Source organism: Caulobacter segnis ATCC 21756, assembly GCF_000092285.1.
GTDB classification, from domain to species: domain Bacteria; phylum Pseudomonadota; class Alphaproteobacteria; order Caulobacterales; family Caulobacteraceae; genus Caulobacter; species Caulobacter segnis.
Genome location: NC_014100.1, coordinates 154,297 through 170,714, shown reverse-complemented (window position 1 = coordinate 170,714; position 16,418 = coordinate 154,297). Strand labels below are relative to the sequence as shown.

Genomic DNA, 16,418 nt, shown 5'->3' with positions numbered 1-16,418 from the left:
CGGCGCGGGGGAAAGGGCTTTGCGCCCTCAACATCGTCGGAGCGACGCGCTATGGGGTGGACATGAACACCCTTCCCCTGGCCGACGAGGCCGCGACCCAGGCGCTGGGCCGTCAGCTCGCGACCGCGCTGCGGCCGGGCGACACGCTCTGCCTGACCGGCCCGCTGGGCGCCGGCAAGTCGACCCTGGCCCGCGCCCTGATCCGCGCCCTGACGACGCCGGACGAGGAAGTCCCCAGCCCAACCTTCACCCTGGTGCAGTTCTACGAGACGCCAACCTTCCCGCTGGCGCACTTCGACCTCTACCGCCTGACCGATCCCGACGAGGCCTATGAGATCGGCCTGGACGAGGCGCTGGATGGGGGCGTCGCCTTGATCGAGTGGCCGCAGCGGCTGGAAGGGCGTTTGCCGCCGAATCGGCTCGATATAGACATCGCCCTGGACGGCGACGCGCGACGCGCCGCCATCACGGCGCACGGTAGTTTCGAAGGACGTTCCCTTGAGTTCTGAACGTGAAGCGGCCAAGGCCGCGTTCCTGGAGGCCCACGGCTTCGGCGACGTCCGCCGCCAGCCGCTAGGCGGCGACGCCTCGACCCGGAGCTACGAGCGCCTTCACCGGGGCGAGCAGAGCTACATCTTCATGGATCAGCCGCCGTCGGTCGAGACAGCGCCCTGCCCGCCGGACGCCACGGCCAAGGAGCGCGCGGCGCTGGGCTACAACGCCCTGGCGCGCCTCGCGGCCGGGCGCGTGGACGCCTTCGTCGCCTGCGCTGGCTGGCTGAACGCCCAAGGCCTCTCGGCGCCCAAGGTGCTGGCCGCTGCCCCCGCCGCGGGCCTCGCCGTGCTCGAGGACCTGGGCGATGACCTCTACGCTCGCCTGATCGAGGCGGGGACGGACGAAGCGCCGCTCTACGACGGGGCGATCGACGGCCTGCTGGCCATCCACGCCGCGCCGACGCCCAAGGTGCTGAGCTACGACGGCTCGACCTGGCCGCTGCTCACCTACGACGACCTGGCGCTGAAGACAGCCCACGACATCTTCATCGAGTGGCAGCCGAAGTTCCGCGACGTGGCCTTCGATGCCGCCGCCCTTTCCGAATGGGAAACGATCTGGGCGCCGATCCGCGCCAAGGGCGAGGCCGACGCGACGGTCTTCTGCCACCGCGACTACCACGCCGAGAACCTGATCTGGCTGCCGGAGCGCCAGGGCCCGGCGCGGGTCGGCATGCTCGACTTTCAGGACGCGGTCCTGGCCCACCCGGCCTGGGACCTGTCGATGCTGCTGCACGACGCCCGCCGCACGGTCTCGCCCGAGCGCGAGGCCGCCTGCCTCGACCGCTATCTGAAGGCGCGGCCTGAGCTGGACCGCACGGCCTTCCTGGCGGACTACCACGCGCTGGGCGCTCTCAACATCATCCGGATCCTGGGCATCTTCGCGCGCCTGGTGACCCGCGACGGCAAGCCTCGCTACGCCGACTTCATCCCGCGCCTTTGGGTCTATCTGGACGTCTGCTTCGCCGATCCGGCGCTGGCGGACCTGAAGGCCTGGTTCGACCGCTACGTTCCGGTGGAGATGCGCCGATGAGCGGTCCGAAAGTCGCGATGGTGCTGGCCGCCGGCCTCGGCACCCGCATGCGCCCACTCACGGACGACCGCCCCAAGGCCCTGGTCGAGGTCGGCGGCAAGGCGCTGATCGACCACATGCTGGACCGCCTGGCCGCCGCCGGGGTCGAGACCGCCGTGGTCAACGTCCACGCCTTCGCCAACCGGCTGGAGGCGCATCTAAACGACCGCGTCGCCAAGGGCCTCGCGCCCCGCATCGTCATCTCGGACGAGCGCCCGCAGGCGCTGGAGACCGGCGGCGGCCTGAAGCACGCCCTGCCGCTGCTGGGCGAGGGCCCGGTCTGGGTCGCCAATATCGACTCGGTGTGGATCGAGGCTGGCGCCCCGGCCCTCGACGCCATGGTCGCCGCCTGGGATCGGGCCCGCATGGACGTCTGCTTGATGCTGGCCCCGACCGCGACCTCGCTGGGCTTCCACGACAGCGGCGACGTCTTCCTGGAGCCCGACGGCGCGGTGCGCTTCAAGGGCCCCGGCGAGACTGGGCCCTTCGTCTATGTCGGCGTCCACATCTGCGACCCGGCCATCGTCAAGGACGGTCCCGAAGGCCCGTTCTCGCTAACCCCGCTTTGGAAGACGCTCGCCGCCCAGGGTCGCGTCCACGGCGTCGCGCCCGACGGCCTCTGGATGCACGTCGGTGATCCCGTGGCCCGCGAGGCGGCTGAGGCGAGGCTCTCCGAGGCATGAGCGGCCAGGCCCCCTTCTTTGAGCGCCCGGGGCCGCGCTGGTTCTCGATCCCCGCGCACCGGCCGTTCGTCGACGACCTGGCGCGCGGCCTGCTGAACGCCCTGGAGCCGCTAGGGCCCGAAGCCCTGCCGCGCGCCACGGTCTTGACCCCCACCCGTCGCGGCGCCCGGGCCCTGGCCGACGCCTTCCTGGCGGTCGGCGGCGGGCGGGCCTTGCTGCTGCCGCAGATCCGCCCCCTCGGCGACCTGGACGAAGGCGAACCGCCGTTCGAGCCCGGCGAGCTCGCCATCGACCTGCCGCCGGCCATCGCTTCGCGCCGCCGCCGGTTCGAACTGGCGCGGCTGGTGGTCGATCACGGCGACCTGCTGTCGTTCAAGCCCGGCCCGGTCCAGACCCTGGAGCTGGCCAAGGCCCTGTCCGACTTCCTCGACAGCTGCCAGATCGAGGAGATTCAATTCGAGGACAGGCTGGACGGCCTCGCCGAAGGAGACCTGGCCCAGCACTGGCAGGTCTCGGCCCGCTTCCTGAAGGCGGTGCTGCGCGCTTGGCCGGAACGGCTCAAGCACCTTGGCCTGATCGACGTGTCCGAGCGCCGGGTCCGACTGTTGCGAGCGCTGGAGAAGCAGTGGTCGGAGAATCCGCCAACCGAGGTGCTGGTCGCCGCCGGCTCGACCGGCACGGCCCCCGCCACCGCCGACCTGCTGCGCGTGGTCGCCGCCGCGCCCAAGGGCGCCGTCGTGCTGCCCGGCCTCGACGAGGACCTCGCCGACAGCGCCTGGGACCGGATCGAGGGCAGCCAGGGCGAGCAGCATCCACAGGGCGCGATGAAGCGCCTGCTCGACCGTGCCGGGGTGGCGCGCGGCGATGTCCGCGCCTGGGTCCCTGACGCCGACAGCCGGGGCCGCTGGCGCCGTCGGATTGTCAACGAGGCCCTGCGCCCGGCCGAGGCCACCGCCGACTGGCTGGCCCAGATCGCGTCCCTGCGCGCCGAGGCGCCAGACCTCGATCCGATCGCCGAGGGCCTGATGGGCTTTTCGGTCATCGCCGCCCGCGCCGAGGAAGAAGCCGCCGGCGCCTGCGCCCTGCTGCTGCGCGAGGCGTTGGAGACGCCGGACAAGACCGCCGCCCTCGTGACGCCCGACCAGACCCTGGCTCGTCGGGTGATGACGCGCCTACAGCGCTGGGGCGTGATCCCCGACAGCTCGGCCGGCGCGCCGCTGGCCGCCGCCGGCTCGGCGATCCTGGCCCTGCACTTCGCGCGGCTCGTCGAGGAGCCTCTCAATCCGGTCCGCCTGCTGGCCGTCGCAAAGCATCCGCTGGTGCTGGGCGAGGACGAGGCGCCGGCCGCCGCCGTGCTGGAACGCAAGGGCCTGCGCGGCGCCGCGCCGGGCTCGGCCGAGGGGCTGCGCGCCCGCCTGAAGGACACGCCGGAAGCCCTCGCCCTCTGCGACCGCGTGCTGGCCGCCGTCGATCACGCCGCCAGCCCCTATGCCGACGGCTTCGCCCGCCCCTGCCAGGCGGCCAAGGCCCTGGTCGAGGCGCTGGAAGGCCTGATCGCGCCCGCCCGTCTCTGGGCCGGCGGCGCGGGCGAGTGCCTGGGCGCGCTGATGGCCGCCCTGATCCAGGACGGCGAGCCCCTGCCCGACGCCTCGCCCCAGGCCTTCGCCGACATTCTCGACCGCCTGGTCAACGAAGAGACCGTCCGCGTCGGCGGCGCCACCCATCCGCGCCTTCGCATCCTGGGCGCCATCGAGGCTCGCCTGGTGCGCGCCGACCGCCTGGTGCTGGCGGGGCTGGAGGAAGGCGTCTGGCCGCAAGGCGCGCCGATCGATCCGTTCCTGTCGCGGCCGATGCGTTCGCGCCTGGGCCTGCCGCCGCCCGAGCGCCGCGTCGGCCTGACCGCCCACGACTTCGCCCAGGCCGCCAGCGCGCCCGACGTGGTGCTGGTCCATTGCGAGCGGCGCGGCGGCGCGCCGGCCGTCGAGTCGCGCTGGCTGTGGCGGCTGAAGACCCTGGCCGCCGGCGCGGGCCTCGCCCTGCCCCGCCGCGACGACGTGCTGGACTGGGTCCGCGCCCTCGACGCGCCCGAGCCCTATTCGCCGATCAAGCGCCCCGAACCACGCCCGCCGGTCGAGGACCGCCCGCGCAAGATGGCCGTCACCCGGATCGAGGCCCTGACCCGCGACCCCTACGCCGTCTGGGCGCGCGATATCCTCAAGCTCTACCCGCTGGAGCGCCCCGACGAGCCGGTCGAGGCGCGCGCGCGCGGCACGGCCATCCACGCGGCTTTCGAAAAGTTCGCCGAGACCTATCCCGACTCCGTGCCCGCCGACGCCGCCGCCGTGTTCGAGCGCTTCTATATCGAGGCGCTGGTCGGCGCCGGCATGCCGCCGACGGCCCTGACTCGCGAAAGAGCCCTGGCCCGCGAGGCCGCCCAGTGGGTCGCCGATTGGGAACGCCAGCGCCGCGCCGGCGCGCGCAAGATCGTGGTCGAGGCCGAGGGCAAGCTGGAGCTCTCCATCAATGGCCGCGCCTTCACCCTGACCGCCAAGGCCGACCGCATCGAGCCGACGCAGGACGGGACCGCGCACATCCTCGACTACAAGACCGGCGCCGCGCCATCGCAGAAGCAGGTCGACACCGGCTTCTCGCCCCAGCTGACCCTGACGGCGGCGATCCTGATGAACGGCGGCTTCCCGGACCTGGGCAGCCCAGCGCCCGGCGAGCTGACCTATGTCCGCGTCACCGGACGGCGGCCCGCTGGCGAGGAGCAGGTCCGCGCCTTGGCGAACGGCGAGAGCGAGGAGGCCGCCCGCAAGGCGATGGACGGCCTCGTCAAGCTGATCGCCCGCTACGACGATCCCGACGAGCCCTATCGCTCTCGGGTCGCGCCCCAGTTCGTCAAGGAACACCCCGGCGACTACGCCCACCTGGCGCGGGTGTTCGAATGGTCGACCAGCGGCGACGACGGAGAGGGCGAATGATCGACCCTCAACGCATCGCCGCCGATCCGGCGATTTCGGCCTTCGTCACGGCCAACGCCGGCTCGGGCAAGACCAAGACCCTGATCGACCGGGTCGCGCGCCTGCTGCTGGCCAAGGTGCCGCCCGAGGCGATCCTGTGCGTCACCTACACCAAGGCCGCCGCCGCCGAGATGCAGCGGCGCCTGTTCGAGCGCCTGGGCAAATGGTCGGTGACCAGTGACGCCGACCTGCGCGCCGAGCTGGCCAAGCTGGTCGGCGAAAGTGACGACATCTACGACGCCCGCCGCCTGTCCGAAGCCCGCGCCCTGTTCGCCCAGGCGCTGGAAACGCCCGGCGGCCTGAAGATCCAGACCATCCACGCCTTCTGCGAGAAGCTGCTGCGGCGTTTCCCGCTGGAGGCCGGGGTCTCGCCCGGCTTCACCGTGATGGACGACCAGGCCGGTGCCGCCATCGCCCGCGCCGCGCGCCGGTCTGTGGCCGCCTGGGTCGACACCCACGACGACGCGTTCGCGGAGGCCTATGCCCGCTTCTCGGTGGCGCTGGACTTCCAGAGCTTCGAAGCGATGTTCGCTGGGTTCGAGGCGCGGCGCGGCCAGATCGTGGCCTATGTCCAGCGTTGCGGCGGCCTCGCTGAAGCGATCGGAGACGCCTGGACGCGCTGCGGCTTCGACGCGCCGACCTCGGCCGAAGAGCTGGCCGCAAAGGCCATGGCCCGCCTCGATCTGGGCGCCTGGCGCGCGGCGGCGACCGTGCTCTTCGACGGCGGCGGCAAGCAGGACGCCAAGTACGCCGAAGCCCTCGCCGCCGTGGCCCGCGATCAGGACGCCACGTTGGAGCTGGCCCTGCGCGCCCTGTTCACCGAGGGCGGCGAAGGCACGCCCGCGACATGGCCGGCCAAGACCTCGGGCCTGAAGAGCCGCGAGGACCTGCGCGAGGCCCTGCTGCTGGAGCAGGCCAAGCTGGAGACCGCCCGCGAACAGGTCCGCGCCGCCAAGGTGGCCGAGGACACCCAGAACGCGCTCCTGCTGGCCGGCCTCTATATCGAGCGCCACATGGCGGAGAAGGACGCGCGCGGGGCGCTCGACTTCACCGACCTGATCGACAAGACCCGCGTGCTGCTGACCGAGAAGGTCGAGGCGGCCTGGGTGCTCTACAAGCTGGACGGCGGCGTCGATCACATCCTGCTGGACGAGGCCCAGGACACCGCCCCCGAACAGTGGGAAATCCTGCGCGCCCTGACCGCCGACTTCTTCGCGGGCGCGACCTCGGAGGGCTGGAGCGGCCGCCGCGCCGAGCGCACGCTGTTCATCGTCGGCGACGAAAAGCAGTCGATCTATTCGTTCCAGGGCGCCGACCCGACGCGCCTGCTGGAAGAGACCCAAGGCTATATCGCCCGGATCGAGGCGGTTGGCGCGGTCGGCAAGGGCGTGCCGCTGACGGTCTCGTATCGCTCGACCCACCAGGTGCTGAGCTTCGTCGACGCCCTGTTCTCCGATCCCGAGACGCGCGAGGGCGTGCCGCCGCCGGTGGGCCACGACTTGGTCCGCCACGAACTGTTCCGCCACGGCCATCCCGGCTGCGTCGACCTCTGGCCGCTGACCCGCGAGCTGCCCGGCGAGGAGCGCGAGGCCTGGGAGGCGCCGGTGGACGCCGAGGGCGAGCGGAGCGCCAACCGGCGCCTGGCCGAGGCCATCGCCGCCGAGACCGCCGCGATTCTCAAGCGCGGCGACGCGGTGTTCGACAAGGAGCTGGGCCGCCACCGCGCCGCCCACGCCGGCGATATCCTGGTCCTGGTCCGCCGCCGCAAGGTGCTGTTCGAGGAGATCATCCGCGCCCTGAAGCGGCGCGGGGTGCCCGTGGCCGGCGCCGACCGCCTGTCGCTGTCCAGTCACATCGCCTTCGAGGACCTGCTCGCCCTGGGCCGTTTCGTCCTGTTCCCGAACGATGATCTGACCCTAGCGGCGCTGTTGAAGGCGCCGTTCTGCGGCCTTGCCGATGACGATATCTACGCCCTGGCCAAGAGCCGTCGCGCCACGCTGTGGACGGAGCTCCAACGGCGGTCCCAGGAGCGCGCCGAATGGACCGCCGCGCGCGCCGTGCTGGAGTGGGCGCTGGCGGAAGGCCGCCGCCGGCAGCCGTTCGAGTTCTACGCCGCCTGGCTGGGCCTGACGGACGAAGACGGCCGCTCGCACCGTGCCAAGGTCCTGACCCGCCTGGGCGCGGAGGCCGAAGAGGCGCTGGACGAGTTCCTGGCCCAGGTCATGGAGGCCGAGCAACGCGGCGTGCGCGACCTCGAGGCCCTGGTCGCCGACTTCGCGGCCCTGGATATCATCGTCAAACGCGAGATGGAGGGCGCGCGCCGCGAGGTGCGGGTGATGACGGCCCACGGCTCCAAGGGCCTTGAAGCGCCGATCGTCTTCCTGCCCGAAACGACGGTGAAGCGCGGAGCCGGCGGCTCGCCGCTGCTGGTGACCGAGGACGGCGGTCTTCTATGGTGCGCCAGCGGCAAGGGCGACTGCGACGCCTCGGCCAAGGCCCGCCGCCTGCGCGACGACAAGGAAAGCCAGGAGGCGCTGCGCCTGCTGTACGTCGCCCTGACCCGGGCCCGTGACCGGCTGATCCTGTGCGGCCGCATCGACGCGCGGACCAAGGACGACAAGGTCGGCGGCTGGTACGCGGCCGTCCGCGCCGCCTTCGCCCATGCCGACATCGCCCCGCACGTGCGGCCCCTCGGCGAGGACGAGACCGCCTTCCTGCGCTACGGCCCCGATCCGGCGCCTGCGCCGCGCGCGGAGGAAGACATCCGCGTCCCGGCCACCGCGCCGGATTGGATGACCCACGCCGCGCCGCCCGAGCCAGCGGCCGCCCGCTACGCCGCGCCCTCACGGATCGAGGACAACGCCCGGGTTCCCGCCCCCTCGCCGCTCGCGCGGGTCGCGGGCCTGGGCCGCTATCGCCGGGGCGAGCTGGTCCACAAGCTGCTGCAAATCCTGCCCGACCTGGCGCCCGATCAGCGGGCGAGCGCCGCGCGCCGCTTGCTGGCGGCCGAGCGGGACCTGACCGACGATCAGCGCGAGGAGATGGCCGCGGCGGCCTTTGGCGTTCTGGACGACGCACGGTTTTCCGCGGTGTTTGGCCCGGGCTCGCGGGCCGAGGTGGCGTTGGCCGGAACCAGCGCGCATCTACCCCAGGGCCTGGCCGTCTCGGGCCGCGTCGACCGGCTGGTGGTGGACGAAGGCCGCGTCCTGGTCGTCGACTACAAGACCAACCGCCCCTCCCCCGACCGCATCGAGGACGCCGATCCGGCCTATCTGGCCCAGATGGCGGTCTACGCGGCGGTGCTGCGCGAGGTGTTTCCGGGCCGGGCCGTCGAGGCGGCTCTGGTCTGGACGGATGGTCCGAAGCTGATGCCGGTTCCAGAAAAGGTGATGGCCCAGGCGTTGGCCAGGCTGGCTTAATCCCGTTGCCGGACGCGCCTTGGCCCCCTACATCTTTGGACAACCGCCCGGAGCGACCCCGGGCAATTTTGTGAATTCATCGCGTCCTCCGCGCCGGACACCGCCGCGCGACGCCAGACTGGAGCAAGCCATGAGCACCGTTGTGGTGACCGACGCCACCTTCGAATCCGACGTCCTGAAGGCCAGCAAGCCCGTTCTCGTCGACTTCTGGGCCGAGTGGTGCGGCCCCTGTAAGCAGATCGCGCCGGCCCTGGAGCAGATCTCCGAGGAACTGGCCGACGTCGTCACGGTGGCCAAGGTCAATATCGAGGACAGCCCGACGACCCCGTCGCGCTATGGCGTTCGCGGCATCCCGACCATGATGCTGTTCCGCGACGGCCAGATGACCTCGATGAAGGTCGGCGCCATGCCCAAGCAGAAAATCCTGGAATGGCTGAACGAAGCCGGCGTCCAGCCCGCCTGATCGCGTTTCAGCCGCTGAATTGAAGACGCCCGCTCCGGTCTCCGGGGCGGGCGTTTTTCGTGGTCCCTATTTCTTGGGCGTCACGATGAACGGCGAGACCGAGACCGGCGGGGCCTTTTTCTCGGCCTTCGGTTTGCGGATTTCCTTGTTCGATTTCTTCTGACCCTTGGCCATCGGCGGTTCCTGCCAGGGCGGGCGCGCTTGCCGAGGATGTCCGGCGGGCCGTGCCGCCCTATCGGCGTCCCCCAGCCTTACGCGTTTAGCTCGGCCACGTCTCGGGACTCATCGCCAGCACCTCGCCGGCCAGGTACAGCGAGCCGCAGATCAGCACGTGGGGTGTCGGCTCCATCTGGAGCGCGCGGGTCAGCGCGTCCTCGACGCTGTCGCACGCGGCGGCGCGCAGGCCCGCCAGCTCGGCGGCGGCAGCGGTCTCGGCGGCGCTGGCGGCGGCGTGGCCTTCGAAGCTCACGGTGAAGACCTTGGCCGCCACCCCCCGGAACGGCGTGAAGAAGCCGGTCGCGTCCTTGTTGGCCAGCAGGCCCGAGATCAGCGCCACGGGCCGGCCGTCGCGGGCGGCGAGGTCTGCGACGGCGCGCGAAACGGCCCGGCCGGCGTGCGGATTGTGGCCGCCGTCCAGCCAGAGGTCGGCGCCGGCCGCCTTGGCGCGCTCGGCTAACGGCCCGGCGGTCAGGCGCTGGAAGCGAGCGGGCCAGACGGCGCTCGCGATCCCCCTGGCCATCGCCGCCTCGTCGATGCGCGAATCGCCGAGCGCCAGCAGGGCGGCGACGGCGAGACCGGCGTTGGCGAACTGGTGCTCGCCCGGCAGCGACGGCGCGGGCAGGTCCAGCAGACGGTCCTGCATCTGCACCAGCAGCCGGCCACGCTCGTTCCAGGCGTCGAAGTCACGGCCCATCAGGGTCAGATCGATGCCTGCCAGGGCGGCGGTCGTGTCCAGCACATCCTCGGCCTCGGGCTCCTGCCGCGCCGAGACGGCCGGGGCGTCGGGCTTGATGATTCCAGCCTTCTCGACGGCGATCTTGGCGATCGTGTCGCCGAGGAACTCGCGATGGTCGAGGTCGATCGGGGCGATGACGCAGACGGCCGGTCTCTGGATGACATTGGTGGCGTCGAGAACACCGCCCAGACCCACCTCGACGATGCAGAGATCGGCTGGGACCTCGGCGAAGGCGGCAAAGGCGGAGGCCGTGGTGATCTCGAAGAAGGTGATCGGCTGACCCTCATTGGCCCGCTCGACCCGATCCAGCACGTCGGCCAGGTGGTCGTCGGTGATCAGGGCCCCGGCCAGGCGGATGCGCTCGGAGAAGCGCACCAGGTGTGGCGAAGTGAAGACATGGACCTTCAGGCCCGCCGCCTCGGCCATGGCGCGCAGATAGGCGACGGTCGAGCCCTTGCCGTTGGTGCCGGCGACGTGGATCACCGGCGGGAGGCGGTCCTGCGGGTCGCCCAAGGCGGCGCACAGCCGCCGCATCCGGTCCAGCGACAGGTCGATCAGCTTGGGATGCAGCGCCTTCAGCCGCTCAAGGGCGGCGTCGTGGGCGCGGAGGTGCTCGACCAAGGCGGCGCTCAGGCCGCCTTGCGGTTGCGACCCATCATCAGGGTGCCCAGGATAGAGCCCAGGACCTGCGGCAGCTCTTTGCGGTGCGTGACGCGGTCGACCATGCCCTTCTCGACGAGGTATTCCGAACGCTGGAAGCCCGGCGGCAGGGTCTCGCGGATGGTCTGCTCGATGACGCGCGGGCCGGCGAAGCCGATCAGGGCGCCCGGCTCGGCCAGATGGACGTCGCCCAGCATGGCGTAGGAGGCGGTGACGCCGCCGGTCGTCGGGTCGGTCAGGACCACGACGTACGGAAGGGCCGCGTCCTTCAGCTCATTGATCGCCAGGGTCGTGCGGGCCATCTGCATCAGCGACAGCGCGCCTTCCTGCATCCGGGCGCCGCCGGCGGCGGTGAAGGCGATCAGCGGGACCTGGCGTTCCAGGGCGGCCTTGGCGGCGGCGATGAAGCCTTCGCCAGCGGCCATGCCCAGCGATCCGCCCATGAAGGCGAAGTCCTGGACCAGCACCACGGCGTCGACGCCGCCGACCTTGCCGTAGCCGATGGCCATGGCGTCGGGCTCGCCGGTCGCCTTGCGGGCGGCCGCCAGACGGTCCTTATAGGGCTTGCCGTCCGAGAACTTCAGCGGGTCCTCGACGACCGCAGGGGTCGGCAGGGCCTCGTACTGGCCGTCATCGAAGGTGAACTTGAACCGGTTTTCCGGTCCGATCCGCATGTGGCGACCGGCCGGCGTGACCCACAAGGCCGCCTCCAGGTCGGAGCGGAAGATCATCTCGCCCGTGTCGGGGCACTTGACCCAAAGGTTCTCGGGCGTCTCGCGCTTGGCGAACGCGCCGCGCACGCCGGGCGCGATCCGCGACAGCCAACCCCCGCCTCGGCGGTCGCTCGCTGCTTTCTTGTCGCCCTTTTTCGGGTCCTGGGGTTCAGCCATAGCCATAGCCTTAGAGCCTCACTTCGTCCCGACTCGCGCCGAACGCACAGCCTTAGCCAGCTCCGACGCTTTTAGAAGAACCTTCTCGGTCACGTTTTCGTTCAACCGAGCCGCGGATTCGATTTCATCCACAAGAGCGGAACCCACGACGGCCGCGTCAGCCACCTGGGCGACGGCGGCGGCCTGATCCGGCGTGCGGATACCAAAGCCCACCGCCACCGGCAGGCCCGAGGCCTTGCGCAGGCGCTCGACGGCGGGCGCGACCTCGGCCGCGTCGGCCGACTTCACGCCGGTCACCCCGGCGACCGACACGTAATAGACGAAGCCCGAGGTGCGGCGCACCACCATCGGCAGGCGCGCGTCGTCGGTGGTCGGGGCCGCCAGGCGGATCAGGGCGATGCCTTCCGCCTCAAGAGCGTCCGACAGCGGGTCGGCCTCTTCGGGCGGGCAGTCGACGATGATCAGGCCGTCGACCCCGGCCTTGGCGGCGGCGTCCGCGAAGCTCTCGAAGCCCCGGTGCAGGACCGGATTGAGGTAGCCCATCAGGATGATCGGGGTGTCCTGGTCGCCTTCGCGGAAGGCGGCGACGAGGTCCAGCGTTCCTTGCAGGGTCATGCCGGACTTCAGGCCGCGCTGAGCCGCGCGCTGGATGGTCGGCCCCTCGGCCATCGGGTCGGAGAAGGGAAAGCCCAGCTCGATCAGGTCGGCGCCAGCGGCCGGCAAGCCTTTAAGCACCGAAAGCGTCGTGGCCGCGTCGGGATCGCCGGCCATGACATAGGTCACGAAGCCGGCGCGGTTCTCGGCCTTCAGCGCCGCGAAGCGGCGGTCGATACGGTCTTTGGTCACGCGGGGTCGGTCCTAGATCTTGCGCCCGAGCGCTTCGGCCACCGTGAAGATGTCCTTGTCGCCGCGACCGCAGAGATTCATCACCACGATCTTGTCCTTGCCGAGCTCCTGCGCGATCTCGCCGACGCGCGCCAGGGCGTGGGCCGGCTCCAGCGCCGGGATGATGCCTTCGAGGGTCGAGCACAGCTGGAAGGCCGCCAGGGCCTCCTCGTCGGTGCTCGAGACATATTCGGCGCGGCCGACCTCGTGCAGGAACGAGTGCTCGGGACCGATGCCCGGATAGTCGAGACCGGCCGAGATCGAGTGAGCGTCGATGATCTGGCCGTCGTCGTCCTGCAGCAGATAGGTGCGGTTGCCATGCAGCACGCCCGGACGCCCGCCGGTCAGCGAGGCGGCGTGCTTGTCGGTGGAGACGCCGTGGCCGGCCGCCTCGACGCCGATCAGGCGCACGCTGGCGTCGTTCAGGAACGGGTGGAACAGGCCGATGGCGTTCGAGCCGCCGCCGATGCAGGCGACCACCGCGTCGGGCAGGCGGCCTTCCATCTCCAGGATCTGCTCGCGCGCCTCGGCGCCGATCACGCTCTGGAAGTCGCGGACCATCACCGGATAGGGGTGCGGGCCGGCGGCGGTGCCGATCAGGTAGTAGGTGTCGTGCACGTTGGTGACCCAATCGCGCATCGCCTCGTTCATGGCGTCCTTCAACGTGCCCGTGCCCGAGGTCACCGGACGGACTTCCGCGCCCAACAGGTTCATGCGGAAGACATTGGGCTTCTGACGCTCGACGTCGGTGGCGCCCATGTAGACGACGCATGGCAGGCCAAAGCGCGCGCAGACGGTGGCGGTGGCCACGCCGTGCTGGCCCGCGCCGGTCTCGGCGATGATCCGGGTCTTGCCCATGCGCATGGCGAGCAAGATCTGGCCCAGGGCGTTGTTGATCTTGTGCGAGCCGGTGTGGTTCAGCTCGTCGCGCTTGAAATAGATCTTGGCCCCGCCGAAGTGCTCGGTCAGCCGCTCGGCGAAATAGAGCGGGCTGGGCCGGCCGGCGTAGTGGGTGTTGTAGCTGGTCAGTTGGGCCTGGAACTCGGGATCGGCCTTGGCCTCGGCGTAGGCCTTGCCCAGGTCCAGCACCAGCGGCATCAGCGTCTCGGCCACGTACCGGCCGCCGAAGTCGCCGAAACGGCCGTTCGCATCGGGATAGGCCGAGTAGTCGTTAGGTTTCGCAGGAGCGTTCACGAAAGCTTCCCAGCTGGGCTTGTCTAGTCTTTGGCGCGTTTGACGGCGTCCAGGAACGCCGTGATCAGAGCGGGGTCCTTTAGGCCGGGACCGCGCTCCACGCCAGAAGAAACGTCCACGAGCGGGGTTCCCGAGACCGTGATCGCCTCGGCCACGTTCCACGGATCAAGCCCTCCAGCCAGGAAATGCGGGCGCGAAAAGCGGCGACCGGACAGCAGCCCCCAGTCGAACCGCGCGCCTGTGCCGCCCGGCAGGGCAGAGCCTTCCACCGGCTTGGCGTCGAACATCAGGTGCTCGGCGACCCCGTCGAAGGCGGCGGCCTGATCGACATCCGCCGTCGTCGAGACGGAGAAGGCCTTGATCACCCCGACGCCGGCGCGGGCGGCGATCTCGCGGACGCGCGCGGGTGTCTCCTTGCCGTGGACCTGGATCAGGTCGGGCCGCATCGTCGCCATCAGGCGGTCGACCAGGGCGTCGTCGGGATCGACGGTGACAGCCACGGTCTTCACGCCCCGGCCGCGGACCGGCTCGACCAGCCGCGCGGCGGCCTCAGGCGTGAGGTTGCGCGGGCTCTTCGCGAAGAAGACGAAGCCCAGAAAGGCCGCGCCGCCGTCGAAGGCGGCCTTGACCGTCTCGGGCGTCGACAGTCCGCAGATCTTGGCGCCAGCGCTCATCGCCGGGGAATTACGGTCGGAGCGCGCGCGAAGCAAGCCCAGCGAAACTATTGCAGGGTGAAGACCCCGTTCACCGCCCGCCATTCTCGCGGGCCGATCAGCTTGTTGTGGGCCACCCGGACCGAGTGCAGCACCCCGTCCAGCTCCCGGCTCCAGAAGTCGAGGAAGCCCTTCAGGGTGGGGAATTTCGGAGCCAGGTCGTAGTCCTGCCAGACATAAAGCTGCAGCAGCCCGGGATGGTCGGGCATGTGGTAGTGAATCTCGGCCGTGGTCAGGCCGTAACCCATAAGCTGCTTCTCGAACGCACTGATCGTCATGACAACGCTCCAAGCGGACGTGATCGAAGCTTCAGTCCACGGAGTGAGTCGCTCAAGAGTCATGATGTCGCGGACGGCGGATCTGCCTAAGGCGCGATCTCCTCGGCCATAGCATTGGCCGGAGTGGTCAGAATCGCGCCCACGGACGCGGCGACGATCGCTCCGATGGCCATCCATTGCGAGGCGGCGAGATGCTCGCCCAGGATGACGAGACCCGCCAGCGCCCCGACGGCCGGCTCGATGCTGAGCACCACGCCGAAGCTGCGCTTGGGGATGCCGCGCAAGGCGATCATCTCCAACGAATAGGGAATGGCGCTGGACAGCACGGCGACGACCAGGCCCAGCAGCAGGACCTTCGGGTGGAACAGGCTGGCGCCCGCCGAGGCGATGCCGATCGGCGCGACGATCAGGGCGGCCGTCGTCATGCCCAAGGCGACCGAGCGTCCCGCATGCAGGTGACCGGTCCGCTTGCCCAGGATGATGTAGAGCGCCCACATCACCGCCGCCGCGCACGCGAAGCCGACGCCGATCGGATCCAACGGCTTGGCGCCGGGATCGATCGGCAGCAGCAGGGAGAGGCCCAGACCAGCCAGACCGATCCAGACGAAGTGGATCAGCTTGCGTGAGCTGGCGACCGCCACGGCCAGCGGCCCCATGAACTCGATGGCGATCGCCAGGCCCAGCGGCACCGTGCGGATCGCCATGTAGAAGCTGAGGTTCATCAAGCCCATCACCGCTCCGTAGGCGGCGATGCGGCCAAGATCCGCGCGTGAAAGCGGATGACGCCAGGGCCGCCAGACCAGCAGCAGGATCAGGGCCGAAAAGCCCACGCGATACGCGGTCGTCCCCGCCGCGCCGACCAGCGGAAACAGGCTCTTGGCGAAGGACGTCCCCACGCACAGCACGACGATCGCGCCCATCAAGGCGGCGTAGGGGAGCAGATGAGGGCGTGAAGCGGCGGCCATGGCGCCGTGTTTAGGCGGGACGGTCTCGAAGGGCTAGGCCGCCCGACGTCGTCGTCGGCGCCTTGGATCGCCTACCGGAGCGGCGCTTCCCGGGCCAGCATGGCGGCGTTGAGCGATTGAAGGCTGGCCCGCATGGTGGCGATCTCGGCGCCCGACAGAGGCAGGCGCGCGACGACGTTGCGCCTGACTTCCAGCACCTTGTCGCGCAAGGCCCAGCCGGCGTCGGTAAGGTCGACCCACACCCGACGCTCGTCCGCCGCGTCGCGGGATCGCCGAAGCAGGCCCGCGGCTTCCATGCGCTTGACCAGCGGCGTCACCGCGCCCGTATCCATGCACAGGCTCCGGCGCAGATCCCCCATGCTGCAGCGCTCGGTGCGCTCCCAGAGGGCGATCAGGACCAGATACTGCGGATGGGTCAGGCCGAGCGGCTCGAGCAGCCCGCGGTAAAGCCGCGTCACGAGGCTGTCGGCGATCTGAATCGCCAGGCAAAGCTGATTGTCCAGGTGCAGCTCCTGATAGCCCGGGTCGCGCGCTTCAAGACGACGCGGCGCGGGGACGGAAGCTGTGACGGACGCGATATCTTCGACCATACGCGCCAGGGTGGTCCCCTTTGCTTAATATGGTGTAACCAGATCACAATTGAAAATATCGAAGTCGATATAATCAA

At 70.5% G+C, this 16,418-nt stretch carries 15 protein-coding genes; 6 read left to right on the top strand and 9 right to left on the bottom strand.

Annotation, left to right across the window (positions count from 1 at the left end):
• Nucleotides 1-62: 62 nt before the first annotated feature.
• From tsaE to trxA, 6 genes are all read left to right on the top strand, one after another.
• Nucleotides 63-509 (top strand): tRNA (adenosine(37)-N6)-threonylcarbamoyltransferase complex ATPase subunit type 1 TsaE, encoded by a 447-nt coding sequence (gene tsaE, locus CSEG_RS00765; protein WP_013077351.1) that lies wholly within the window; start codon nt 63-65, stop codon nt 507-509.
• Nucleotides 499-1,584 (top strand): N-acetylmuramate/N-acetylglucosamine kinase AmgK, encoded by a 1,086-nt coding sequence (gene amgK / locus CSEG_RS00760; protein WP_013077350.1) that lies wholly within the window; start codon nt 499-501, stop codon nt 1,582-1,584. Before tsaE ends, amgK begins: the two co-directional genes overlap by 11 nt.
• Entirely contained in the window at nt 1,581-2,306 is a 726-nt protein-coding gene (murU, locus tag CSEG_RS00755; RefSeq protein WP_013077349.1) for an N-acetylmuramate alpha-1-phosphate uridylyltransferase MurU, read from the top strand. Before amgK ends, murU begins: the two co-directional genes overlap by 4 nt.
• Nucleotides 2,303-5,290 (top strand): double-strand break repair protein AddB, encoded by a 2,988-nt coding sequence (addB, locus tag CSEG_RS00750; protein ID WP_013077348.1) that lies wholly within the window; start codon nt 2,303-2,305, stop codon nt 5,288-5,290. Before murU ends, addB begins: the two co-directional genes overlap by 4 nt.
• Nucleotides 5,287-8,748: a double-strand break repair helicase AddA gene (gene addA / locus CSEG_RS00745; protein ID WP_013077347.1), complete on the top strand. Its 3,462-nt coding sequence runs from the start codon at nt 5,287-5,289 to the stop codon at nt 8,746-8,748. Before addB ends, addA begins: the two co-directional genes overlap by 4 nt.
• Before the next feature lie 130 nt (nt 8,749-8,878).
• The gene (gene trxA, locus CSEG_RS00740; RefSeq protein WP_013077346.1) at nt 8,879-9,211 is read left to right on the top strand and encodes a thioredoxin; all 333 of its coding nucleotides are present in this window, start codon (nt 8,879-8,881) and stop codon (nt 9,209-9,211) included.
• 66 nt (nt 9,212-9,277) lie between these two features.
• On the opposite strand, the gene CSEG_RS00735 is transcribed toward trxA, so the two are convergent.
• From CSEG_RS00735 to CSEG_RS00695, 9 genes are all read right to left on the bottom strand, one after another.
• Nucleotides 9,278-9,385: a hypothetical protein gene (locus CSEG_RS00735; RefSeq protein WP_004617960.1), complete on the bottom strand. Its 108-nt coding sequence runs from the start codon at nt 9,383-9,385 to the stop codon at nt 9,278-9,280.
• Between the two features lie 85 nt (nt 9,386-9,470).
• A complete protein-coding gene (locus tag CSEG_RS00730) occupies nt 9,471-10,787 on the bottom strand; it encodes a bifunctional folylpolyglutamate synthase/dihydrofolate synthase (protein ID WP_013077345.1) in 1,317 nt (438 codons plus the stop codon).
• Between the two features lie 8 nt (nt 10,788-10,795).
• Nucleotides 10,796-11,722, bottom strand: coding sequence for an acetyl-CoA carboxylase carboxyltransferase subunit beta (locus CSEG_RS00725; RefSeq protein ID WP_013077344.1), 927 nt, complete (start codon nt 11,720-11,722; stop codon nt 10,796-10,798).
• A gap of 12 nt (nt 11,723-11,734) precedes the next feature.
• Complete coding sequence (gene trpA, locus CSEG_RS00720; protein WP_013077343.1) at nt 11,735-12,562, bottom strand: tryptophan synthase subunit alpha; 828 nt, start codon at nt 12,560-12,562, stop codon at nt 11,735-11,737.
• 12 nt (nt 12,563-12,574) lie between these two features.
• Nucleotides 12,575-13,795 carry a tryptophan synthase subunit beta gene (trpB, locus tag CSEG_RS00715; protein WP_013077342.1) on the bottom strand — a complete coding sequence of 407 codons (1,221 nt, stop codon included), beginning with the start codon at nt 13,793-13,795 and terminating at the stop codon, nt 12,575-12,577.
• Between the two features lie 23 nt (nt 13,796-13,818).
• A complete protein-coding gene (locus tag CSEG_RS00710; protein ID WP_013077341.1) occupies nt 13,819-14,469 on the bottom strand; it encodes a phosphoribosylanthranilate isomerase in 651 nt (216 codons plus the stop codon).
• Nucleotides 14,470-14,516: 47 nt separating this feature from the next.
• Nucleotides 14,517-14,786: an usg protein gene (locus tag CSEG_RS00705; RefSeq protein WP_013077340.1), complete on the bottom strand. Its 270-nt coding sequence runs from the start codon at nt 14,784-14,786 to the stop codon at nt 14,517-14,519.
• Between the two features lie 86 nt (nt 14,787-14,872).
• Complete coding sequence (locus tag CSEG_RS00700) at nt 14,873-15,751, bottom strand: EamA family transporter (protein WP_013077339.1); 879 nt, start codon at nt 15,749-15,751, stop codon at nt 14,873-14,875.
• A 71-nt stretch (nt 15,752-15,822) separates the two neighbouring features.
• A complete protein-coding gene (locus CSEG_RS00695) occupies nt 15,823-16,341 on the bottom strand; it encodes a MarR family winged helix-turn-helix transcriptional regulator (RefSeq protein WP_013077338.1) in 519 nt (172 codons plus the stop codon).
• Nucleotides 16,342-16,418: the final 77 nt, after the last annotated feature.